Below are 19,933 nucleotides of genomic sequence, written 5' to 3' on the forward strand. Positions count from 1 at the left end.
AACGCAGAAGGCCGCGCGGCCCGTCGGGGCGGCACGGCCTTCGGCAATGTCCTGCGCGGAGCTTACTCCGCGGCTTCCTTCGGACCGTCCGCGGCGGGCGCGTCGGAGTCGGCCTTCGGCGCGGCGGCCTTGCGGGTGCGGCGCTTCGGCTTCGGTGCTTCGGCGGCCTCCTCTGCGGGGGCTGCGGCGGCCTCTGCCTCGGTCTCGTCCTTGGTCTTGCGGGTCCGGCGGCGGCGCGGCTTCGGCGCGGCGTCTTCCGGGGTCTCGACCAGGCCAGATTCCTCGGTGGCCTCGTTGCCGGTATCGACCACGCCCATCGAGTCGGAGCTCGCTTCCGCGGCGGCGGGCTCGGCCTTCGGTGCCGGTGCGGCCGGAGCGGCGGGGGCCGCTGCAGGCGCTTCGGCACGCGGCGCGGGCGCTTCGGCCTGCGCAGGCTCGGCAAGGCCCGGCTGCGGCTGGGCGCTGCGATCGGCGCCGAAATCCAGATCGGGCGCGGAATCGCCGCGGTCCTGGCGCTGGTCGTCGCGGTCGCGGCTGCGCGGCTGCTGCTGCTGGCCATCGCGGTTCTGCTGCGATTCCTGCTGCTCGCGGCGGGCATCCGCATCCCGCTGGGCCTCGCCCAGCAGGCGGGTGTAATGCTCCGCATGCTGCTGGAAGTTCTCGGTCGCCACGCGGTCGTTGCCCAGCTGCGCGTCGCGCGCAAGCTGCTGGTACTTGTCGATGATCTGCTGCGGCGTGCCGCGCACCTTGCCCTCGGGGCCGGAACTGTCAAACACGCGGTTGACGATGTTCCCGACCGAACGGTTACGGTTCGACTTCGACCGTGATCGTGACTTCGAAGATCTCATTGTACTGCGGGTTCCAGCCTTGTTCGAATTTCCTTAGCCAAACTCTAAATCCCTCGTCCCTCGGGGACTGGCGCATCTGATGCTGTTTGGCTTGGGGCTGAGGGGAGCCACTCCGGCTCCACTACTCTGCAGAACGTTCTAAACACGTGAGTGCATCCGAAACAAGTCAAAAACGCCCCTGCCGGAACAAATCTGCAAAAAATTGCAGATATCCCCAGGCCGGAGGGCCGTTTCAGCGCTTTTGCGCCGCCACGACGCGGTCGCGCCCGTCCAGATCGGGCAGGATCCGCGGTGCCTCGAACCCCGCGGCGCGGCAGAGCGCCGCAACATCCGGCCCCTGCGCAGCACCGATTTCCAGCAGCACGCGCCCCCCGGCCGACAGCCGTGACGCAGCCTGCGGCAAGAGCGCGCGATAGGCCGCCAGCCCGTCCGGCCCGGGCGAAAGCGCCATGGCGGGCTCCCAGCGGGTGACCTCCGGCTCGAGCCCGGCAAGCTCCTCATGGGCGATATAGGGCGGGTTCGAGACCACGAGGTCGAAGGGCCCCTCGGCCTCCGCCGCCCAGTCGCCATGGCGGAATTCGGCCCGCTCCGCGAGGCCGAGCGCCGCCGCATTGCCCCTGGCCACCTCCAGCGCCGCGGCCGAGGCATCCGTGGCCACGCCCGTCGCCTCCGGCCATTCCGCCAGCAATGTCAGCAGGATGCAGCCCGTCCCGGTGCCGATATCGAGGACCCGACCTGCCGGGGCCCTGAGCGCTTCGAGGATCAGCGCCTCGGTCTCGGGGCGCGGGTCGAGCACGTCCTGCGTCACCCGGAAGCTGCGGCCGAAGAACTCGCGCGTGCCGACGATCTGCGACACCGGCCGCCGCGCCTCGCGCTCGGCCAGCATCTCCTCCCAGCGGGCCGCGGCCGCGCCGGGCCAGGGATCGCGCGCCATCAGCGAGATCCGCGAGGGCGCCACGCCGAGCGCCGCCGCCGCCAGCCGCCGCGCATCGCGCGCGGGATCGGCCACGCCGGCGGCTTCGAGCCGGGCCATCCCGGCGCGCATCACCTCCGAGACGGTGGCGCTCATGCGTCGAGCTCGGCCAGCCGTGCCGCCTGGTCCGAGGCGATCAGCGCGTCGGTGATCTCGCCCAGATCGCCCTGCATCACCTGCTCCAGCCGGTAGAGGGTCAGGTTGATGCGGTGATCGGTGACGCGGCCCTGCGGGAAATTGTAGGTGCGGATGCGTTCCGAGCGGTCGCCGGAGCCGACCTGGCTTTTCCGGTCGGCGGCGCGGGCGCTGTCGGCGCGCTGGCGCTCCTGGTCGTAGAGCCGCGTGCGCAGCACCTGCATGGCGATGGCGCGGTTCTGGTGCTGGGACTTCTCCGAGGAGGTCACGACGATGCCGCTGGGGATATGGGTGATCCGCACGGCGGAATCGGTGGTGTTGACGTGCTGGCCGCCTGCCCCGCTGGCGCGCATCGTGTCGATGCGGATGTCGTTCGGGTCGATCTGGATGTCGACCTCCTCCGCTTCGGGCAGCACGGCGACGGTCGCGGCCGAGGTGTGGATGCGGCCGCCGGACTCGGTCTCGGGCACGCGCTGGACGCGATGGACGCCGGATTCGAATTTCAGCCGGGCGAAGACGCCCTCGCCCGCGACATGGGCCACGACTTCCTTGATCCCGCCAAGCTCGGTCTGGCTTTCCTCGAGGATCTTGAACTGCCAGCCCTGGGATTCCGAAAAGCGCTGGTACATGCGCAGGAGATCGCCGGCGAACAGCGCCGCCTCCTCGCCGCCGGTGCCGGGGCGGATCTCGATCATCGCCGGGCGGGCATCTGCCGCGTCCTTCGGCAGGAGCGCGAGCTGCAGCGCATGCTCGGCCTCGGGCAGCGCCGTCTTCAGCCGCGGCAGCTCCTCCTCGGCAAGGCTCCGCATTTCGGGATCGGCAAGCATCTCCTCGGCCTCGGCAAGATCCGCCACGATCCCGCGCCAGGCGTGGATCTGGCCGACGACGGGCTTCAGGTCGCTGTATTCGCGGGACAGCCGGACGATCTCCGCGGGCGCCGCGCCGCTGGCGAGCTTGGCTTCGAGGAATTCGAACCGGCCGAGGATCTGGTCGAGCTTGTCTTCGGGTATCATGGATCGCCAATGCCCAAGCCCGCGCGCGCCGTCAAGTCCGCCGCCGCGCGCTCAGGCCAGCGCCTCGAGCCAGGCTTCCACCCGCTTGCGGTTCACGCCCAGATCGTACGAGCCGAAGCGCAGCCGGGCATAGACCGCCAGCGCCGTGCCGTCGCCCGCGGGCTCGGCAATGACCGAGATGTAGTCGGGAAAGCCGAAGACGCGCGAGCGGGCGACATAGGTGACATGGCCCTCGGCGGGGCTGCCCGCGAGGCGGCTGACCCCCGGCGTGGCCAGCGCGATCTCGTCGAGCCGCGCCATCACCTCGTCCGGGCTGCCCGCGACATGGCGCGCGGGCCCGTCCGAGGGGTCGGCATCGCGCAGCAGGAACGCGCCGTCCTGCCCGGGATCGACGATCACGCGGGGATCCACATGCCATATCCGCGGATCGCTCGGCGCAAAGCGCACGTAAAGCGAGAACAGCACGGCCACAGCTATGCCGATGGCCGCGAACATGGTCACGAGTCGCATGGTACACCCCCAGAACTTCCGCCAAGACTAGCGTGAAACGCGGCCCGGTCCTCCCCGGCGGGGCCGGACCAATTGTCCCATCAGCCCCGGAGCCTGCCCGATGAGCGAAACGCGCGACCCGATCTTCGACATGACCGGCGGCCTGCCGCAGCTTCTGGAGATCATGCGGCGGCTGCGCGATCCCCAGGCGGGCTGTCCCTGGGACATCGAGCAGGACTTCGCCACGATCGCCCCCTACACGATCGAGGAGGCCTACGAGGTGGCCGACGCGATCGAGCGCGAGGCCTGGGGCGAGCTGAAGGGCGAGCTGGGCGACCTGCTGCTGCAGACGGTCTATCACGCGCAGATGGCCGACGAGGCCGGGCTCTTCGATTTCCACGCCGTGGCCGACGCGGTGGCGCAGAAGATGATCCACCGCCATCCGCATGTCTTCGGCGAGGAGAGCCGCGACAAGACGCCCGAGCAGCAGACCGCCGACTGGGAGACGATCAAGGCAGCCGAGCGCGCGGCCCGCGCCAAGGGCGGCGTGCTCGACGACGTGGCGCTGAACCTGCCGGGACTGACCCGCGCGGTGAAGCTGCAGCGCCGTGCCGCGCGGGTGGGCTTCGACTGGCCCGCCACCGACCAGGTGCTGGCCAAGATCGCCGAGGAGAGCGCCGAGCTGGTCGAGGCGCGCGACGAGCTGAGCGCCGAGGAGGTCTTCGAGGAGATGGGCGACCTGCTCTTCGTGATGGCCAATCTCGCCCGCCACATGGGGGTCGAGCCCGAAGACGCGCTGCGCGCGGCCAATGCCAAGTTCACCCGCCGCTTCCGCGCCATCGAGGCCGAGCTGGCCGCCCGCGGCAAATCGCCGGCCGAGTCGGATCTGGCCGAGATGGACGCGATCTGGGACGCGGCGAAGGCGGCGGAGAAGGCGTCAGCGAAGACCTCAACGGGGGCTGCGGCAAAAACTAAGTGAAACACTCGGACTATTGACCGAGTATTTTAGTCATGTTCTACTCACGGTAGTTTCCGCAACCGGAGTATCTCGCAATGCGCCTGCCCGCCCTGCCCGTCCTCGCCAGTGTCCTGCTCGGCACCACAGCCATGGCCCAGGAGGTGAATGTCTATTCCTACCGCCAGCCCGAGTTGATCGAGCCGATCTTCGACGTCTTCACCGAAGAGACCGGCATCGCGGTCAATGTCGCCTTCCTCAACAAGGGGATGGTCGAGCGGCTGCAGGCCGAGGGCGACCGCAGCCCAGCGGATCTGGTCTTCACCGTGGACATCGCGCGGCTCGAGGAGATCGTCGAGGCCGACGTGATCCAGCCGGTCGACTCCGAGGCGCTGGTGGCGGCGATTCCCGCCGAGTTCCGCGATCCGGAGAACCGCTGGTTCGCCGTGACCAGCCGCGCCCGCGTGGTCTATGCCTCGAAGGAGCGCGTGGCCGATGGCGAAATCACCACCTACGAGGATCTCGCCGATCCCAAGTGGAAGGGCCGCATCTGCACCCGCTCGGGCACGCATGAATACAATGTCGCCCTCGCCGGCGCCTACATGCTGCATCACGGCGAGGACGAGACCCGCACCTGGCTCGAGGGACTGAAGGCCAACCTGGCGAAGAAGCCGCAGGGCAATGACCGCGCGCAGGTCAAGGCGATCTGGGCCGGCGAATGCGACATCTCGCTGGGCAACACCTACTACATGGGACAGATGCTCGACGATCCCGAGCAGATCGCCTGGGCCGAGAGCGTGCGCCTGCAATTCCCGCATTTCACCGATGGCGGGACGCATGTGAACATCTCGGGCATCGCCATGACCAAGGCGGCGCCGAACCGCGAGAACGCTCTGAAGCTGATGGAATTCCTCGCCTCGCCCGAGGGGCAGCAGCTCTATGCCACGCTCAATGACGAATACCCGGTCTCGCCGGACACCGCGCCGTCGGAGCGGGTGGCAAGCTGGGGCAGCTTCGAGCCGGACACGCTGCCGCTGATGGATCTGGCCCGCTCGCGCCCGCCGGCGCTGCGGCTGATCGAGGAAGTCGATTTCGACGGCTGACAACGGCTGCGCCGCGCCCGCCCCGGCGGCGCGGCACTGCCCCGGGCCCATGGCCCGCCGAAACGGCCCGCCAGCCACCCGGCCCGGCGGGCCTGTCTGCACCTGCCGCAATTCCGCCCCGGAATGATCCCGTCCCCGCCCCGCTTCCTCCCTGCTGCCGCCATTGCGCAGGGCTAGACCAGTCCCATCGCAACTGAGCGAGCAAAGGTCCCGGGGCCGAGCCTCATAGCCCCCACACAGCGGAGCGCCGGGACCTCAACCTCTCCCCTCAGATGATCTCGTCCTCGTCGAAAAGCGCGGCCGCGTCGAGCTGGGCCGAGAGGCTCTCGATCCGCCGCTCGGCGCCCTCGGCCTCGACATCGGCGATGTGGAAGAGCGCGTCGCCCTCGTTGACGATCGGCAGGTTGGTGCGACCGACGATCAGCCCGCCGCTCGAGGCAGTCAGCTCGGCCTCCGCCTCGCCGAACGGGTCGGAGATGATGCCCAGCAGATCGCCCTCCGCCACCATCTCGCCGCAGCTCTTGAAGGCGCGCATCAGCCCGCCCGCGGGGGCGCGCTCCCATTCGGTCTTCGAGGCGCGCAGCGGCGCCGCCGAGGGGATCGGCACGCCGCGCTTCGGGATCATGCCGAGGCTGTGCATCACCCGCAGCACGCCCGCGACCCCCGCCCGCGCCGACATCTCGTCGAAGCGCAGCCCCTCGCCCGCCTCGTAGAGCAGGATGTCCACCCCGGCCTGCTGGGCGGCCGCGCGCAGGCTGCCGTCGCGCAGCTTCGAGCGGATCACCACCGGCGCGCCGAAGGCCTCGGCATGGGCCAGGGTCTCGGGCTTGCCGGGGCTCACGCGGATCTGCGGCATGTTCATGCGGTGGATGGCGGCCGAATGCAGGTCGATGCCCAGATCGGCGCGGCCGACGATCTCGGTCATGAAGAGATGGGCCAGCCGCCCGGCCAGCGATCCGGTCTCGGAGCCCGGGAAGGAGCGGTTCAGGTCGCGCCGGTCCGGCAGATAGCGCGAATGGTTGAGGAACCCGAAGGTGTTGACGATCGGGATCACCATCAGCGTGCCGGAAATGCGGTCGAGCTGGGGCGAGCGCAGGAGCCGCCGGGCGATCTCCACCCCGATCACCTCGTCGCCATGCACCGCCGCCGAGACGAAAAGCACCGGCCCCTCGCGGCGGCCATGGACGACATGCACGGACATGCTGACGGGCGTGTGGTCCGAGAGCACGCTGACCGGCAGGTCGACGGTGCGGCGCGAACCCGGCGGGATGCGCTGGCTGCCGATCACGAAGGGCGGGCGGTTGGTCAAGGCGGCGTCTCCTCGCTCGTGTCGCGGCGAGCTAAGCACCCGTCCCCGGCGCTGGCAAGGCGATGCCCGCCAGCTCGCGCAGCCGCGCCGCGCGGCGCGGCGGAATCGCCGCAATCTCGAGCCCGGTGAAGACATGGAGCGTGCCCAGATCGGGATCGGCCACCGCGTGGTCGCCGACGCGCCCGCCGAGCCGCAGGTAGCTGCGCAGGAGCGGCGGCATCGCCCGCATCCCCGCCAGCGGATCGGCCGGGGCGGCGCGGGCCAGCGGCACCCGGCCCGTGTCCGGCCTGCAGCGCGGCCGCCAGGCGGCAGGCGCGAGATGCCGCTCCGCCAGGAGCGCGAAGCTTTCGGCATGGGCCGCGGGATCCGTGCCGGGAAAGGAGCTGCAGCCGAAGATCATCGCCGCGCCGGTCTGCGCCACCAGCGCGGCGAGCCCGGCCCAGGCGAGGCGCAGGATGTCCGGATCGCCCGCGCCCGGCGCGAGGCAGAAGCGGCCGAGCTCCAGCACCGGCGCCCGGATCGCAGCCAGCGGCGCGAGGTCGTAGAACTGCGCGGCGTAGCCGCCGCAGGCCGCCCGGCCGCTGTCCAGCGCCAGCACGCGGAAGCAGCAGGCGAGCCGGCCGGTCGCGGCCTCCTCTACCATGAAATGGCGGCAGAGCGGATCGAGCGCATCGCGGTCCTCGCCGGCGGCATCGCCGCGGAAGGCCAGTGCGCGCAGCGCGGCGGCGCGGGCCAGGTCGCCCGGCGCCCGCGCCTGCCGGATCCGGTAGCGCCCGGCAGAGCCCGGCGCCGGAGCCTCGCTCAGAGGGAATCCTCGGTCGGCATCGCCGGACGCAGCGAGGTGCTGCTCAGCAGGCCCTTGAGGAAGCCGATGTCGGGAACCGCGCTCTCGGTGACGCGGCGCGACAGGGTGACGACCTCGCCGTCGGCCAGGCCGAAGCGCTCCACGTTGGAGACGGTGCCATTGTCGGTGAAGCGCACCGCGACCACCTGGCGCTCGACCGTCACCGGCGCCTTCCAGCCATAGGTCTCGGTCTTGGAGGCGACGAAGTACCAGACGTTGTCGCGGCGGAAATCCTCGAGCGGCGGCTGGCCGATCTTCTCGGTGACGGCATCGCGGGTATCGCCCAGCTGGACTTCCTCCAGCTGCATGTCCGTCGGCACGTAGCCGTAATTGTCCACCATCGTGGTGCAGCCCGAGATCGCCGCAAGGGCCATCGCCAGGCCCGCACCCAGCATCGCGGTCTTGATACGAGCCACTGTCATCACCTGCACTTCCGTCCGTTCCGATTGTGCGGGAGAACCGGTCCTGCCGGCTTGCCCGCATGCTGTTCTCCGAGTTATCCAAGCCGGCGCGCCACTGCAAGGAAGGATGCGGCCATGACCGACAGAGCCCCGGAGCGAATCGACGGGACCGAGATCGTCTTCTCGAAGCTGCCGCGCGACGGCGCCGTCTTCCGGCTGGAGCCGTCCGCCGCGGAACTCGAGGCGCTGCGCGAGCACCTGGGGCTTCTGGGCCTTAGAAAGCTGCGGTTCGAGGGGCGGCTCGTGCCCGAGCGCAAGCGCGACTGGCGGCTGGAGGCGCAGCTGGGCGCGACCGTGATCCAGCCCTGCACCGTCACGCTGGAGCCGGTGACGACGCGGCTCGAGGAGGTGCTCGAGCGGCGCTATCTTGCCGATTGGGAAGAGCCCGAGGCCGCCGCCGAGGTGGAAATGCCCGAGGATGACAGTGCCGAGGCGCTGCCGCGGGTCCTCGATCTCGGGGAAGTGATGCACGAGGCGCTGGCGCTGGCGCTGCCGCTCTATCCGCGGGCGGGCACGGCGGATTTCGGCGGCACCGCGGTGACCGAGCCCGGCAAGGCGCCGATGACCGACGAGGAGACGAAGCCCTTTGCCGGGCTGGCGGCGCTGCGCGGCAAGCTCGGCGGCGGGGATTCCGGCCCGGGCAACGGAGAATAGCGCGGATCCCGTCCGCAAGATGCAAAAAACGGTTGCACTTCTGCCCAAGAAGAGTATTGAACCGGTCTCGTTTTCAGGGCTGGTCAGCCGCGGGCTCCGGCCCCGTTGCCGTCCCTATTCGCCGGGCCCGCGGGCCCAGATCGCAAACCAACCCGGGCATGCCCCGGCCCACCTGAGGTTGAGACATGGCAGTCCCCCAGAATAAAGTCACCAAATCCCGCCGCAACATGCGCCGTTCGCATGACGCGCTGACCGCGGGCAACCCGGCAGAGTGCCCGAACTGCGGCGAGCTGAAGCGCCCGCACCACGTCTGCGGTGCCTGCGGCCACTATGACGACCGCGAAGTCGTTGCTGCTGCTGAAGAAGTCGATCTCGAAGACGACGCGGCATAAGCCACGGCACAGACGCGGGACATGGCGAATACGGCACAGCCCAGAAAGGGCAACGGCGATTCCGGTGCTATCGTCCTGTCCATTGACGCGATGGGCGGGGACAACGGCCCCGCCGTCGTACTGAGTGGCCTGAACAAGGCGCTCTGGCGCAATCCACGCCTGCGCTTCCTGGTCTTCGGCAACAAGGCCGAGCTGGACCCGCTCGTGCAGAAGCGCCCGCTCCTGCGGGAACGCTGCGAGATCCGCCATGCCGAGGGCGTGGTCACGATGGATTCGAAACCGAGCCACGTGATGCGCCACGGCAAGAACACCTCGATGTGGGCCGCCATCGACGCGGTCCGCGACGGCGAGGCCCGTGCCTGCGTTTCCTGCGGCAATACCGGCGCGCTGATGGCGCTGTCGATGATCCGGCTGCGCAAGCTGCCGGGCGTGAACCGCCCGGCGATCGCCTGCCTCTGGCCGTCGCGCAATCCGGCCGGCTTCAATGTCATGCTCGATGTCGGCGCCGATATCCGCGCCGAAGCCGAGGATCTGGTGCAGTACGCCCTGATGGGCGCCTTCTACGCCCAGATCGCGCTCGAGCAGGAGCGCCCGCGCATCGGCCTGCTGAATGTCGGCACCGAAGAGCACAAGGGCCGCGCGGAACTCAAAGTCGCCCATGACATGCTCGTCGAGACCGCCAAGGGCGGTCTTTTCGACTATGCAGGCTATATCGAGGGCGGCGACATTCCCTCTGACAAGATCGACGTGATCGTCACTGACGGCTTCACCGGCAATATCGCCCTGAAGACCGGCGAGGGCACGGCCCGGCTGGTCTCGGACGCGCTGAAGCAGGCCTTCCGCCATTCCATCCTGTCGCGCATCGCCTCCCTGCTGGCCCTGCCCTCGCTGCTCAGGCTGCGCAAGCGGATCGACCCGCGCCGGGTCAATGGCGGCGTCTTCCTCGGGCTCAACGGCACCGTGGTGAAGTCGCACGGCTCTTCCGACGCGATGGGCGTGCGCTCTGCGGTGAAGCTGGCCTTCGAGCTGGCCCGCGCGGATCTGCCCGGCCAGCTGGCCCATCGGGTTGCATCCGTCGAAGAGGCGCGCCAAGGTGCCGCCCAGATCGGGCAGCTATACGGTAATCAAAAATGACAAGACGCGCGATGATCCGGGGGGTGGGCCACTGCCTGCCCGAACGCATCGTCCCCAACAGCTACTTCGAAAGCCTGGTCGACACGTCCGACGAATGGATCCGGACGCGCAGCGGGATCGAGCGGCGGCATTTCGCGGCCGAGGGCGAGACCACCTCGGATCTCGCGGCGGCCGCGGCAGAGGCGGCGCTGAAGGATGCCGGGCTGGAGCCCGACGATATCGACGCGATCGTGGTGGCGACCTCCACCGCCGACCTGACCTTCCCCTCCTGCGCGACCATGGTGCAGGCCAAGCTCGGCATGACCCGCGGCTTCGCCTATGACGTCCAGGCGGTCTGCGCGGGCTTCATCTTCGCGCTCACCAATGCCAACGGGCTGATCCTCTCGGGCCAGGCCGAGCGCGTGCTGGTGATCGGCGCCGAGACCTTCTCGCGGATCATGGACTGGACCGACCGCGGCACCTGCGTGCTGTTCGGCGACGGCGCGGGCGCGCTGATCCTCGAGGCCGGCGAGGGCCAGGGCGGCGTGGCCGACCGCGGCATCCTCGCCTCGGATCTGAATTCCGACGGGCGCTACAAGGACATCCTCTATGTCGATGGCGGCGTCTCCGAGACCCAGACCACCGGCTTCCTGCGGATGCAGGGCAAGGAGGTCTTCCGCCATGCCGTGGAAAAGCTCGCCTCCACCGCCAGGACCTCGCTGGAGAAGCTGGGGCTGACCGGCGAGGACATCGACTGGATCGTCCCGCACCAGGCGAATCTGCGCATCATCAAGGGCACGGCGCACAAGCTGGGCGTGCCGATGGAGCGGGTGATCGTCACCGTGCAGGACCATGGCAACACCTCTGCCGCCTCGATTCCGCTGGCCCTCTCGGTCGGCAAGGCCGAGGGCAAGATCAAGCCCGGCGACCTCGTCGTGGTCGAGGCGATCGGCGGCGGTCTGGCCTGGGGATCAGCGGTCATCCGCTGGTAAACCGGCCTCGCGGCCAAGCCATTGAGTTCCGGGGATATTGACTCTCGAACCGCCCCGTTCCTATGGTCAGGCAACCGCAGGCAGCAGATCAACGGGGGGACGGATGACCGGAAAGACTCTGACACGCATGGACCTGAGCGAGGCAGTATTCCGCGAGGTCGGACTGTCGCGGAACGAATCCGCGCAGCTGGTCGAGTCGGTGCTCGCGCATCTCAGCGATGCGCTGGCCTCGGGCGACAGCGTGAAGATTTCCTCCTTCGGCACGTTCAACGTGCGCGAGAAGGCCGCCCGGGTCGGGCGCAACCCCAAGACCGGGCAGGAAGTGCCGATCCATCCGCGGCGCGTCCTCACCTTCCGCCCCTCGCATCTCATGAAAGAGCGGGTCGCGCAGGGTAACCGTCCGGAAACCTGATCCCGGTTAACATACCCTGACCGGCCCGGTCGCTGCCGCTGCGGCGGCGGGCCAATGACACTTGGCTGGCGGGCAGATGATGGAAAAGTCTCCGGACGCGTTCCGTACCATTTCCGAAGTTTCCAAATGGCTGGACACGCCGACGCATGTGCTGCGCTTCTGGGAAAGCCGCTTTCCCCAGGTCGCGCCGGTGCAGCGCGCCGGCGGCCGACGCTACTACCGGCCCGACGATGTCCGGCTGCTCGGCGGCATCAAGGACCTGCTGCATGTCCAGGGGCACAGCATCCGCGACGTGCAGGACATGCTGGCCTCGGACGGGGTCGAGGCCGTCGCCGCCCGCAGCGCGCCGGTCGATCTGGCCCAGCCCGCCGCGCCCGCGCCGCGCACGCCCGGGCGGCTGAATTTCATCGCCGATCCCGAACCCGCCGACGCGCCCGCCGATCCGGCCGGGCCCGCAGAGGATCCCCCCGGGGATTTCGCCGAGGCCTATGCAGAACTGGCCGCGCTCGACGGGCTCGGCAATCTCGATCCCGACGCCGACGAATCCGGCGGCGACTTCGCCCCCGAAGACGACCCGGCCGCGCTCGACGGTCTCTCCGCAGGCGCCCATGCCCCGGCGCCCACCGGCGATCCGGCCGCGGATGCGGCGGCAGCTCGCGCGGCGGACGGCATTCCGGGGCCCGTGCAGGGCGGAGCCTCCGCCACGGCAGGCTCGGACGAGCTGCCCGAAAGCGGATCCGGAGAAAGCTGGGCGGCCGCCCCGGCCGAGGAGGCCGACGGCATGGACGGCCCGATCGATCCGGCGCCTGCCACTGCCTCGGCGGACCCCGAGCTGCCCCGGCCCGAGGCCGTGGCAGGCGGGGCACAGCCGCCTGCAGCGGAGGGCTGGCCCTCCTTCTCCGACACCCCGCCCAGCCCGATGGACGCGGGCTCTGCTCCCGAGGACTGGAGCGCGGACCCGTCTTCGGCCGAGGAGACCGCAGAGACGCCCTACGGCATGGACGACGCCATGCTTTCGCAGCCGGCTCCGGACATGGAGCAGCCCGCTGTCGCAGAAGGCTGGCCCGCCGGATTCGGAAGCGCGGCAGGCGCTGCGCCTGCGGATGCCGGGATGGACGTCCCGGGCCCGGAGATCAGCGCCGATTACGGGGAGACCGGTCACGACCCCGTCGAGACGGAGCTCTCGGCCGAAGCCGGAACCGGCGAGCCCGATGGCGGCTTTGCATCGGCGGAACACCCCGAAGCCGGGACCATGGACCATGATCCGCAAGAGCCCGCCTTCGCTGCGCCCGGCGAATTCGAACCTTCGGAACCGGCTTCCGCAGATTCTGGCGCCAGTGACGGCGACGCGGACAGCGTCGAAGAGGACGTCCCGGCCGCCGCCGATCTGGAGCAGACCGGAGCGTTCACTCCCTGGGGCCGCACACCGGACAGCCCTGCGGGGCAAGCCGATACGTCAGCGCTCGACGAGAGCGAGGCGTCGCCCGCCATCGCTGCACCCATGGCAGACGGCACCGATCCGTCAGCTGCCAGCTTCTCCTCTCAGGACATTGCCGATGACGATGAAGCCGGAGACGTCGGCACGGCCGCAGACGTCCCCGCTGCGCCTGTGCCGGCAGCCGCCGAAGCAGCGGACTCAACCGGAATGGCGCCGCTGGACGGCCCCGTCAGGATGGAGACCGCCTCGGACCCGTCACCTCCGGATGCAGAAGATGCGGACAGCATTGGCGAGACCGACGGCAGCACGGCAGATCCTTTCGGAGAAACGACGCCGAGCGCCGCCGAAGGGCCGGACGTAAGCGGAATGGCGCCTCTTGCCGAGCCTGCGGACATAGAGGAGAGCGCCGCGCCGTCGACCTCCAGCTTTGCCGCGCCGCCCCTGGAAGACGCGCCCGCGCCGGTCTCTGAAGCCCCCTTTGCTGATCCGCAGGAGGAGGACGACCCGCTCGCGCCCGCCGGAACCGTTGCGACGGATGCCCTGGGCGCAGGTGACGACGAGAGTGCGGACGCCCCCTTCCCCGCCGCAGCCGAAACGGCCGGGCCTGATGGCGATCCAGGCCCCGCCATGGCCGATGGCATGGACGGGGCTGGCGACCCGGAGGACATCTCCGGCGCCGCCCTGCTGCCTGCCGACGATGACGGCGCCGCGGGCTGGCCCTCGGCCTTCGGCAGCGATCCCGACGACGGGGATGCCAGCGAGACCGCCGACGCCATGCCCGAGCCGCTCGATGGCGGCGACGGGCCCAGCGAAAGCGGCGATGCCTGGCCCTCGGCCTTCGGCGATGGCGCGGGCCCGCAGGCGCCCGGCCTTCCCGGTCAGGAGACCGGGACCGAGGAGCCGATGGCCGACACCGGAGAGTCCGCGGAAGAGGTGCCCGCCGATCCGCCGCCCGTCTTCCAGCGCCATTGGCAGCGGCCTCCTGCGCCGCCGCCCGCGGCCGTGCCTCCGGCGCCCGCGGCCGAGCTCGGCGGGTTCCGGACCCGGCGCGACCGGCCCGGACAGCAGGACCGCCCGGCGATCCAGGGATTCTTCTTCAACGATCTCGAGCAGGACGTCCTGCCGCCGCCCGCCTCCGCCCTGGAAAAGGAGGAGCTGGAGCCGGGACAGGGCTATTCGGCGCTCGATGCGCTGGCCGGAGGAAAGGCGCCCGGCACGGACGAGATGGACGATGCCCCAACGGACGCGCTACCTGCCGCGGCGCCCGCGCCGCAGCTGCAGAGCGTGCCGCGCCCGGTCCTGCCCGTCGATCCGCCCGCCGCCGCGCCTGCCTGGCCCGCCCTGCCCACCCAGGCAGCCGAGCTGCGCGCGCTCGGACGCCAGGCGATTCTGGACCGTCTGGGCCGCGACGAAGCCGCCCGGCAGCTGGCCCGTCTGGCCGCCCTGCGCGACCGCCTGGGCGCCGCGTAGGCATTTCCGAAATTTCTGTCTTTTTCGCCTTGCGGCCGCCGGAGAAAACAGTAGAAGAGCCAAACGTCGGGCCATGGCGCAGCCTGGTTAGCGCGTCCGTCTGGGGGACGGAAGGTCGTGAGTTCGAATCTCGCTGGCCCGACCATTTAAGACCGCACGATACGACGTGGAGGATCCATGACCGCACTTAACGGACAGGGGGTCCTGCCACGGCAGCTGCTGGCTGCGCTCGCCTCCCAGGGGGTGATCGCGCCAGAGCTGCCCTTCGTGGACGGCCAGATCCAGCCTGCTTCCCTCGACCTGCGGCTCGGCCGCACCGCCCACCGGCTAAGGGCCTCGTTCCTGGCCGGGCGCGACGCGACGATCTCCGACAGGCTGCCGGATTTCCTGATGCACACGATCGACCTCTCCGAGGGCGCGGTGCTGGAAAAGGGCTGCGTCTACCTCGTCCCGCTGATGGAGCGGCTGTCCCTGCCCGCCGACTTGGAGGGCATCGCCAACGCCAAGAGCTCCACCGGGCGGCTCGACCTGCTGACCCGGCTGGTCACCGACAACGGCACCGAATTCGACCGCATCCCGGCCGGCTATGACGGCCCGCTCTATGCCGAGATCTGCCCGCGCAGCTTCTCGGTGCTCGTGCGCCCGGGCATGCGGCTGAACCAGATCCGGCTGCGCCGCGGCCGGGCTGTGATCACCGATGCCGAACTGGCCGCACGCCACGCGGCCGAGCCGCTGGTCGATGGCGGCCCGGCGGTGATCTCCGAGGGGCTCGGCTTCTCCGTCGATCTCAGCCCGGGGCCCGGCGGGCTCGTCGGCTACCGCGCCAAGCCGCATACCGGGGTGGTCGATCTCGACCGGATCGGCGAATACCCGGTGCGCGACTTCTGGGACCGGCTGGAAACCGACGAGCGGCGGCTGATCCTCGATCCCGGCGCCTTCTACATCCTCGTCAGCCGCGAGGCGGTGACGATCCCGCCCGACTGCGCCGCCGAGATGGCGCCCTATTTCGCCATGGTCGGCGAGTTCCGGGTGCATTACGCGGGCTTCTTCGATCCCGGCTTCGGCCATTCCGCGGCCGGCGGCCAGGGCGCGCGCGGCGTGCTAGAGGTGCGCTGCCACGAGGCGCCCTTCGCGCTCGATCACGGCCAGGTCGTGGGGCGGCTGCTCTATGAACGCATGACCGAGCGTCCGGACGTGCTCTATGGCGCCGACATGGCGTCGAACTACCAGGGCCAGGGCTTGAAGCTGGCCAAGCATTTCGCCCCCGACCCCGCCTGCGGAGGACATTCATGACCGAGGAGCGCTATACCGGCCTGACCCAGCTGGGCGGCCAGAGCGACATGCCCGCGAGCCCCGAGGCCGCGGAGCTGGAGCGGGTGCCGAATGCCCGCGCCGAGATGGATTACGTGGTGCGCTTCACCTGCCCGGAATTCACCTCGCTCTGCCCGATGACCGGCCAGCCGGATTTCGCCCATCTGGTGATCGACTACGTGCCGGACCAGTGGCTGGTGGAATCGAAATCGCTGAAGCTCTTCCTCGCCTCGTTCCGCAATCACGGCTCGTTCCACGAGGACTGCACGCTGATGGTGGCCTCGCGCCTGGTGGAGCTGCTCTCGCCGCGCTGGCTGCGGATCGGCGGCTACTGGTATCCGCGCGGCGGCATCCCGATCGACGTCTTCTGGCAGACCGGACCGGTGCCCGCGGGCGTCTGGCTGCCCGACCAGGGCGTGCCGCCCTATCGCGGCCGCGGCTGAGGCCTCAGACCGGCAGCGCCGCCAGCGCGATGCGGCGCCCTTCCGAGAGAAGCACGTTATAGGTGCGGCAGGCCGCCGGGCTCGACATCGGCTCGGCACCGATCCCGGCTGCGTCCAGCGTGCTGCGCAGATCGGCAGGCAGGTAGTCCATCTCCGCCCCGGTGCCGAGGAAGAGCACGTCATAGCCCGGCGCACGCGCCAGGATCTCCTCCAGATCGCCATAGCCGCCCCAGGCGCGGCGCAGCCCGGGCAGGATCAGCAGCCCGCCCTCGATCACCTCGCCGCCGATGCGGAAGAAGCCGGGGCCGTAGCCCTCGACCGGCGGCGTGTCGGGATAGTCGATTTCGGTCAGGCGCATGGGCGGTCCTCCTCGGCCCTTCCTACTGCGTTTCGCCGCGATGTTGAATCACGTTTCGCGCTCTCCGGCGGGGCGCACGCCATAGGCGCGGTAGGCCTCCTCGCGGAACGCGTCGTCGCTCTTGCCCGGCCGGAAGCGGTAGCTCGGCGCCAGGACCGGAGTGTCGCGGTCGATGCGGATGGCGATCACGTGGCGGATCGGGAAGGCGCCGCCGGTCAGCGCCTCGAGCGGTGCCGCCAGCCGGGCGAATCCGGGACTGTCCGGCGCGAGGATCTCCGCCCGCCCCTCGATCTTGCGGCCGCGCTGCGAGAAGATGTCGATCAGGCTGACGCAGGCCGCGGGATTGGCGCGCAGGTTCCGCACGCTGCCCGCAGAGGCGATGTCAGCGATGACCATCAGCCCGGGCTCCGGGAAGGCGAAGATCTCCTTCGGCGAGACATTGGGGCGGCCTTCGGCATCCGCCGTGGCCAGCCAGCAGAGCACCGCGCGTTCGCCCCCGCCCGTCATTGCCAGGGGATCCCGGCCAGCACGGCCAGCGCGATCAGCAGATAGGCGCTCTGGCGGTAGAGCTTCTCCCGCGCGGGATCGAACAGCGCCTGGCCCAGCCGCGACCCGGCGGCATAAGGCAGGAGCTGCAGCAGGCCGAGCCCGATGGCCGGCCCGCTCAGCAGGCCCTGCAGCGCCAGCTGCGGCAGCAGGAGGACCGAGAGCACGGTGAGAAAGACCAGCGTGTTCGCGCGGTTTGCCGCCGCGCTGCCCTGCCCGCCGAGATGGAAGAGGATCACCACCGGCCCGGTCAGCCCGGTGGCGCCGCCGACCATGCCGGTTGCCGCGCCCACCAGCGCCCGCGTGCCGCGCCCGGGAACGGCACTGTAGCGCCAGCCCGCCATCAGCGCCGCCAGCGTCAGCGCGACCAGCGCCGACATCATCCAGCGCAGCGCCAAGGGATCGGCGGTGCGCAGCACCCAGATGCCCAGTGGCGCGGTCAGGAAGGCGGCGCCGATCATCAGCGCGGTCGGTCCCGGCTCCACCTGCCGCACCGCGCGGGGCACCACCGTCACCAGAGAGGCCAGCGCAGACAGCGCCAGGCCCGCGACCGCCACGGGCGGCGCCACCCAGATCGTCGCGAGCGGCATGTAGACCAGCGCCGCGCCGAAGCCCGCGAAGCCGTAGATCAGCCCGGCCAGGAAGGTCACGCAGAGCACGGGCACGAGGCCCGGCATGGTCAGGGTGGCATGGATCAGGTCTTGCACATCGGTCTCTCCGCGGATGATCCCGCATAGGACGGGCGCGGGCCCGGGTCTAGCGCCAGCGCGGCCGCGGCGCTCAGGCCAGTTGGCCGAGCTCCGCCTCGAGCCCGGCGCGGACCTGGCGCTCGGCCGCATCCGCCAGCGCCTTGCGCCCCTCGGCCGCCGGGATCGCCGGATGGTGGATCACCGTCACCCGCCCCTGCCGCCGCGCGGCGAGGAGCTGCAGCAGATGCGGCACCATGTCGGTATCGCCCCACCAGCCGTAGAAGCGCGGATCGCCGCCCTCGGGCGGGTGGTAGGCCAGGGTCAGCGGCTGGACCCGCACCGTTTCGCCGCCGATCGCGCCGAACATCGCGCTGCGGAAGCGCAGGACGCGGCGGCCGTCGGTGCTGGTGCCCTCGGGGAAGACCATCAGCCGGTGGCCCGCCGCCAGCCGCCCGGCGAGGATGCCGGCCTGGGCGGTCGCCTGCTTCGGATCGCGCGAGATGAAGACCGTGCCGGTCGCCCGCGCCAGAAGCCCGATGCCCGGCCAGCCCGCGACCTCGGACTTGGCGACGAAATAGAGCGGCCGCACCGCGTTCAGCACGAAGATGTCGGTCCAGGAGACATGGTTGGCGACCAGGAGCCCGGCCTGCGGGTCGGGACGGCCCTCGATCTGCAGCCGCAGCCCGAGGAGGCGCGGCACGATGCGGCAGACCCCGACGGTGATCCAGGGCGTCAACGGCCGCCTCTGGCGGCAGAGCGGCGCCTCGGCGAGCCGCAGGAGCAGCATCAGCAGGAGCCCGGCGCCCAGCACCGCGATCACCGGAAGCCCCCTGGCGGCGACGCGCAGCCAGTCTGCGGCGCCTTCGGGGCGCGACAGGACGGCCGGCTCCTCGGAGTGCCAGGTGACGCTCACCCGCCGAGCCCCTTGGTGTAGATCGCCCGCTGCCGCGCGTTCATCCGCGCCACGTCGAGCACCAGGAAGACATCGGTGGTGTTGAACTCGCGGTCGACAAAGGCGCCGTCGCCGACGAAGCCCCCGAGCCGCAGATAGGCCTTGATCAGCGCGGGCACGGCGCGCATCGCGGCGGGCTTGTCGATCTCCGCCTCCGGCATCCGCTCGAGCGGCTCGTAGAATTGCGGCAGCGTCCGCACCCGCAGATCAACGGGCGCCAGATGGCGGTGATGGAGAAGCGAGAGCGGGGCCGCCAGCGCCTCCAGATCGGTGCCGTGGAAGCTGGCCGTGCCGAAGAGGATCTCGATCTCGCGCTCGATCGTGTAGGCGGCGAGCTGGGTCCAGAGATGGAACATCGCCGCCCCGCCGCGGTAGTCGCGATGCAGGCAGGAGCGGCCGAGCTCCAGGAGCTTGCGCCCCGAGGCCTTGAGCACCGAGAGGTCGTATTCGCCGTCGCCGTAGAAGCCGCCGGTCTGCGCCACCCGCTCTCCCGGCAGCAGCCGGTAGACGCCGACGACCTGGCGCTCGGGCGTGTCGCCGCGGGCATGGTCGAAGACCAGCATGTGGTCGAAGACAGGATCGAAGCGGTCGCGCTCCAGCCGCTCGGCATGGTCGACCATCGGACCGGAGGCGCCGAGCTCTTCGGCGAAGACCTCGTAGCGCAGGCGCTGCGAGGCGCGCAGCTCGGCCTCGTCGCGCGCCAGCCGGACCTCGAATTGCGGGGCGGCAGCGGCGTCGCTCACGTGACCTGCCCTTCGGTAATCTGAAACATGTGTCTTATTTTCCGGGCACATCTTGACGCAGCCGGGCCGCGCTTCCTAGGGTTGCGGCACGGGGCTCCCCAGTAGTCAGGGATCGGGTTCGAGAAGCAGTTCCACGGAAGCTCCGTCAATGACGACCTTGCCGGCATGCTCGAAGTTAACCGTGATTTTACCATTTATGTTCGATTGAACTTGTCCGAGACCCCAGTCCGGACAGGACGGGTGCCGCACGAACATGCCCGGTTCCAGAAGCGAATTCATCATGGCCGGTC

Annotated in this window: 23 protein-coding genes and 1 tRNA gene; 11 read left to right on the top strand and 13 right to left on the bottom strand. The window is 70.2% G+C overall.

Going from position 1 to position 19,933, the window contains the following annotated elements; genetic code table 11:
- Positions 1–62: 62 nt before the first annotated feature.
- The 4 genes from FGX59_RS05680 to FGX59_RS05695 form a co-directional block, all read right to left on the bottom strand.
- A complete protein-coding gene (locus FGX59_RS05680; protein ID WP_138465551.1) occupies positions 63–848 on the bottom strand; it encodes a DUF4167 domain-containing protein in 786 nt (261 codons plus the stop codon).
- Positions 849–1,080: 232 nt separating this feature from the next.
- Positions 1,081–1,917: a peptide chain release factor N(5)-glutamine methyltransferase gene (gene prmC, locus FGX59_RS05685; RefSeq protein ID WP_138465552.1), complete on the bottom strand. Its 837-nt coding sequence runs from the start codon at positions 1,915–1,917 to the stop codon at positions 1,081–1,083.
- Positions 1,914–2,969: a peptide chain release factor 1 gene (gene prfA, locus FGX59_RS05690; protein ID WP_138465553.1), complete on the bottom strand. Its 1,056-nt coding sequence runs from the start codon at positions 2,967–2,969 to the stop codon at positions 1,914–1,916. The genes prmC and prfA overlap by 4 nt, the downstream gene beginning before the upstream one ends.
- A 51-nt stretch (positions 2,970–3,020) precedes the next feature.
- A complete protein-coding gene (locus FGX59_RS05695) occupies positions 3,021–3,479 on the bottom strand; it encodes a DUF1499 domain-containing protein (protein WP_138465554.1) in 459 nt (152 codons plus the stop codon).
- 100 nt (positions 3,480–3,579) lie between these two features.
- Here FGX59_RS05695 and mazG point away from each other — a divergent pair, with 100 nt between their 5' ends.
- Both mazG and FGX59_RS05705 read left to right on the top strand, forming a co-directional pair.
- Positions 3,580–4,437, top strand: coding sequence for a nucleoside triphosphate pyrophosphohydrolase (mazG, locus tag FGX59_RS05700; RefSeq protein ID WP_138465555.1), 858 nt, complete (start codon positions 3,580–3,582; stop codon positions 4,435–4,437).
- A 74-nt stretch (positions 4,438–4,511) separates the two neighbouring features.
- Positions 4,512–5,516: a Fe(3+) ABC transporter substrate-binding protein gene (locus FGX59_RS05705; RefSeq protein ID WP_138465556.1), complete on the top strand. Its 1,005-nt coding sequence runs from the start codon at positions 4,512–4,514 to the stop codon at positions 5,514–5,516.
- 268 nt (positions 5,517–5,784) lie between these two features.
- Here FGX59_RS05705 and FGX59_RS05710 read toward each other — a convergent pair whose 3' ends face one another.
- From FGX59_RS05710 to FGX59_RS05720, 3 genes are read right to left on the bottom strand one after another with little or no spacing between them, the layout of a single operon-like run.
- Positions 5,785–6,825 carry a succinylglutamate desuccinylase/aspartoacylase family protein gene (locus tag FGX59_RS05710; RefSeq protein WP_240722263.1) on the bottom strand — a complete coding sequence of 347 codons (1,041 nt, stop codon included), beginning with the start codon at positions 6,823–6,825 and terminating at the stop codon, positions 5,785–5,787.
- A 31-nt stretch (positions 6,826–6,856) separates the two neighbouring features.
- A complete protein-coding gene (locus FGX59_RS05715) occupies positions 6,857–7,630 on the bottom strand; it encodes a GNAT family N-acyltransferase (protein ID WP_138465590.1) in 774 nt (257 codons plus the stop codon).
- Positions 7,627–8,091 carry an outer membrane protein assembly factor BamE gene (locus tag FGX59_RS05720; protein WP_138465558.1) on the bottom strand — a complete coding sequence of 155 codons (465 nt, stop codon included), beginning with the start codon at positions 8,089–8,091 and terminating at the stop codon, positions 7,627–7,629. The genes FGX59_RS05715 and FGX59_RS05720 overlap by 4 nt, the downstream gene beginning before the upstream one ends.
- 114 nt (positions 8,092–8,205) lie before the next feature.
- Between FGX59_RS05720 and FGX59_RS05725 the strand changes: the two genes are divergently transcribed.
- The 9 genes from FGX59_RS05725 to queF all read left to right on the top strand — a co-directional run bounded on the left by FGX59_RS05725 (position 8,206) and on the right by queF (position 16,355).
- The gene (locus FGX59_RS05725) at positions 8,206–8,784 is read left to right on the top strand and encodes a DUF177 domain-containing protein (RefSeq protein ID WP_138465559.1); all 579 of its coding nucleotides are present in this window, start codon (positions 8,206–8,208) and stop codon (positions 8,782–8,784) included.
- Between the two features lie 185 nt (positions 8,785–8,969).
- Positions 8,970–9,176: a 50S ribosomal protein L32 gene (gene rpmF / locus FGX59_RS05730; RefSeq protein WP_108261419.1), complete on the top strand. Its 207-nt coding sequence runs from the start codon at positions 8,970–8,972 to the stop codon at positions 9,174–9,176.
- A 21-nt stretch (positions 9,177–9,197) separates the two neighbouring features.
- Positions 9,198–10,310 carry a phosphate acyltransferase PlsX gene (gene plsX, locus FGX59_RS05735; RefSeq protein WP_138465560.1) on the top strand — a complete coding sequence of 371 codons (1,113 nt, stop codon included), beginning with the start codon at positions 9,198–9,200 and terminating at the stop codon, positions 10,308–10,310.
- Positions 10,307–11,281 carry a beta-ketoacyl-ACP synthase III gene (locus FGX59_RS05740; protein ID WP_138465561.1) on the top strand — a complete coding sequence of 325 codons (975 nt, stop codon included), beginning with the start codon at positions 10,307–10,309 and terminating at the stop codon, positions 11,279–11,281. The genes plsX and FGX59_RS05740 overlap by 4 nt, the downstream gene beginning before the upstream one ends.
- Positions 11,282–11,384: 103 nt before the next feature.
- Positions 11,385–11,693, top strand: a complete 309-nt coding sequence (ihfA, locus tag FGX59_RS05745; RefSeq protein ID WP_138465562.1) for an integration host factor subunit alpha — start codon at positions 11,385–11,387, stop codon at positions 11,691–11,693.
- Positions 11,694–11,772: 79 nt separating this feature from the next.
- Positions 11,773–14,601: a MerR family transcriptional regulator gene (locus tag FGX59_RS05750; protein ID WP_138465563.1), complete on the top strand. Its 2,829-nt coding sequence runs from the start codon at positions 11,773–11,775 to the stop codon at positions 14,599–14,601.
- A 67-nt stretch (positions 14,602–14,668) separates the two neighbouring features.
- Positions 14,669–14,746, top strand: a tRNA-Pro gene (locus FGX59_RS05755).
- Positions 14,747–14,778: 32 nt separating this feature from the next.
- Entirely contained in the window at positions 14,779–15,894 is a 1,116-nt protein-coding gene (locus FGX59_RS05760) for a 2'-deoxycytidine 5'-triphosphate deaminase (RefSeq protein ID WP_138465564.1), read from the top strand.
- The gene (gene queF / locus FGX59_RS05765; protein WP_138465565.1) at positions 15,891–16,355 is read left to right on the top strand and encodes a preQ(1) synthase; all 465 of its coding nucleotides are present in this window, start codon (positions 15,891–15,893) and stop codon (positions 16,353–16,355) included. Before FGX59_RS05760 ends, queF begins: the two co-directional genes overlap by 4 nt.
- A gap of 4 nt (positions 16,356–16,359) precedes the next feature.
- Here queF and FGX59_RS05770 read toward each other — a convergent pair whose 3' ends face one another.
- From FGX59_RS05770 to FGX59_RS05795, 6 genes are all read right to left on the bottom strand, one after another.
- Positions 16,360–16,713 carry an Mth938-like domain-containing protein gene (locus tag FGX59_RS05770; RefSeq protein WP_138465566.1) on the bottom strand — a complete coding sequence of 118 codons (354 nt, stop codon included), beginning with the start codon at positions 16,711–16,713 and terminating at the stop codon, positions 16,360–16,362.
- 48 nt (positions 16,714–16,761) lie between these two features.
- Entirely contained in the window at positions 16,762–17,220 is a 459-nt protein-coding gene (locus FGX59_RS05775) for a pyridoxamine 5'-phosphate oxidase family protein (protein WP_138465567.1), read from the bottom strand.
- Complete coding sequence (locus FGX59_RS05780; RefSeq protein ID WP_240722265.1) at positions 17,217–17,966, bottom strand: sulfite exporter TauE/SafE family protein; 750 nt, start codon at positions 17,964–17,966, stop codon at positions 17,217–17,219. Before FGX59_RS05780 ends, FGX59_RS05775 begins: the two co-directional genes overlap by 4 nt.
- 73 nt (positions 17,967–18,039) lie before the next feature.
- Entirely contained in the window at positions 18,040–18,861 is an 822-nt protein-coding gene (locus tag FGX59_RS05785) for a 1-acyl-sn-glycerol-3-phosphate acyltransferase (protein ID WP_138465568.1), read from the bottom strand.
- Complete coding sequence (locus FGX59_RS05790) at positions 18,858–19,643, bottom strand: GNAT family N-acetyltransferase (protein ID WP_240722267.1); 786 nt, start codon at positions 19,641–19,643, stop codon at positions 18,858–18,860. The genes FGX59_RS05785 and FGX59_RS05790 overlap by 4 nt, the downstream gene beginning before the upstream one ends.
- 105 nt (positions 19,644–19,748) lie before the next feature.
- Positions 19,749–19,922, bottom strand: coding sequence for a DUF3553 domain-containing protein (locus FGX59_RS05795; RefSeq protein WP_138465592.1), 174 nt, complete (start codon positions 19,920–19,922; stop codon positions 19,749–19,751).
- Between the last annotated feature and the right edge of the window lie 11 nt (positions 19,923–19,933).

The organism is Poseidonocella sp. HB161398, from assembly GCF_005870025.1.
In the GTDB taxonomy this organism is placed as follows: Bacteria; Pseudomonadota; Alphaproteobacteria; order Rhodobacterales; family Rhodobacteraceae; genus Mangrovicoccus.

Coding starts and splice junctions, on each gene's coding strand:
- FGX59_RS05680 (WP_138465551.1), bottom strand. CDS start 848: ATGAGATCTTCGAAGTCACGATCACGGTCGAAGTCGAACCGTAACCGT.
- FGX59_RS05775 (WP_138465567.1), bottom strand. CDS start 17,220: ATGACGGGCGGGGGCGAACGCGCGGTGCTCTGCTGGCTGGCCACGGCG.
- FGX59_RS05740 (WP_138465561.1), top strand. CDS start 10,307: ATGACAAGACGCGCGATGATCCGGGGGGTGGGCCACTGCCTGCCCGAA.
- FGX59_RS05695 (WP_138465554.1), bottom strand. CDS start 3,479: ATGCGACTCGTGACCATGTTCGCGGCCATCGGCATAGCTGTGGCCGTG.
- ihfA (WP_138465562.1), top strand. CDS start 11,385: ATGACCGGAAAGACTCTGACACGCATGGACCTGAGCGAGGCAGTATTC.
- FGX59_RS05770 (WP_138465566.1), bottom strand. CDS start 16,713: ATGCGCCTGACCGAAATCGACTATCCCGACACGCCGCCGGTCGAGGGC.
- FGX59_RS05795 (WP_138465592.1), bottom strand. CDS start 19,922: ATGAATTCGCTTCTGGAACCGGGCATGTTCGTGCGGCACCCGTCCTGT.
- prmC (WP_138465552.1), bottom strand. CDS start 1,917: ATGAGCGCCACCGTCTCGGAGGTGATGCGCGCCGGGATGGCCCGGCTC.
- FGX59_RS05725 (WP_138465559.1), top strand. CDS start 8,206: ATGACCGACAGAGCCCCGGAGCGAATCGACGGGACCGAGATCGTCTTC.
- FGX59_RS05750 (WP_138465563.1), top strand. CDS start 11,773: ATGGAAAAGTCTCCGGACGCGTTCCGTACCATTTCCGAAGTTTCCAAA.
- queF (WP_138465565.1), top strand. CDS start 15,891: ATGACCGAGGAGCGCTATACCGGCCTGACCCAGCTGGGCGGCCAGAGC.
- mazG (WP_138465555.1), top strand. CDS start 3,580: ATGAGCGAAACGCGCGACCCGATCTTCGACATGACCGGCGGCCTGCCG.
- FGX59_RS05705 (WP_138465556.1), top strand. CDS start 4,512: ATGCGCCTGCCCGCCCTGCCCGTCCTCGCCAGTGTCCTGCTCGGCACC.
- FGX59_RS05720 (WP_138465558.1), bottom strand. CDS start 8,091: ATGACAGTGGCTCGTATCAAGACCGCGATGCTGGGTGCGGGCCTGGCG.
- FGX59_RS05760 (WP_138465564.1), top strand. CDS start 14,779: ATGACCGCACTTAACGGACAGGGGGTCCTGCCACGGCAGCTGCTGGCT.
- rpmF (WP_108261419.1), top strand. CDS start 8,970: ATGGCAGTCCCCCAGAATAAAGTCACCAAATCCCGCCGCAACATGCGC.
- plsX (WP_138465560.1), top strand. CDS start 9,198: ATGGCGAATACGGCACAGCCCAGAAAGGGCAACGGCGATTCCGGTGCT.
- prfA (WP_138465553.1), bottom strand. CDS start 2,969: ATGATACCCGAAGACAAGCTCGACCAGATCCTCGGCCGGTTCGAATTC.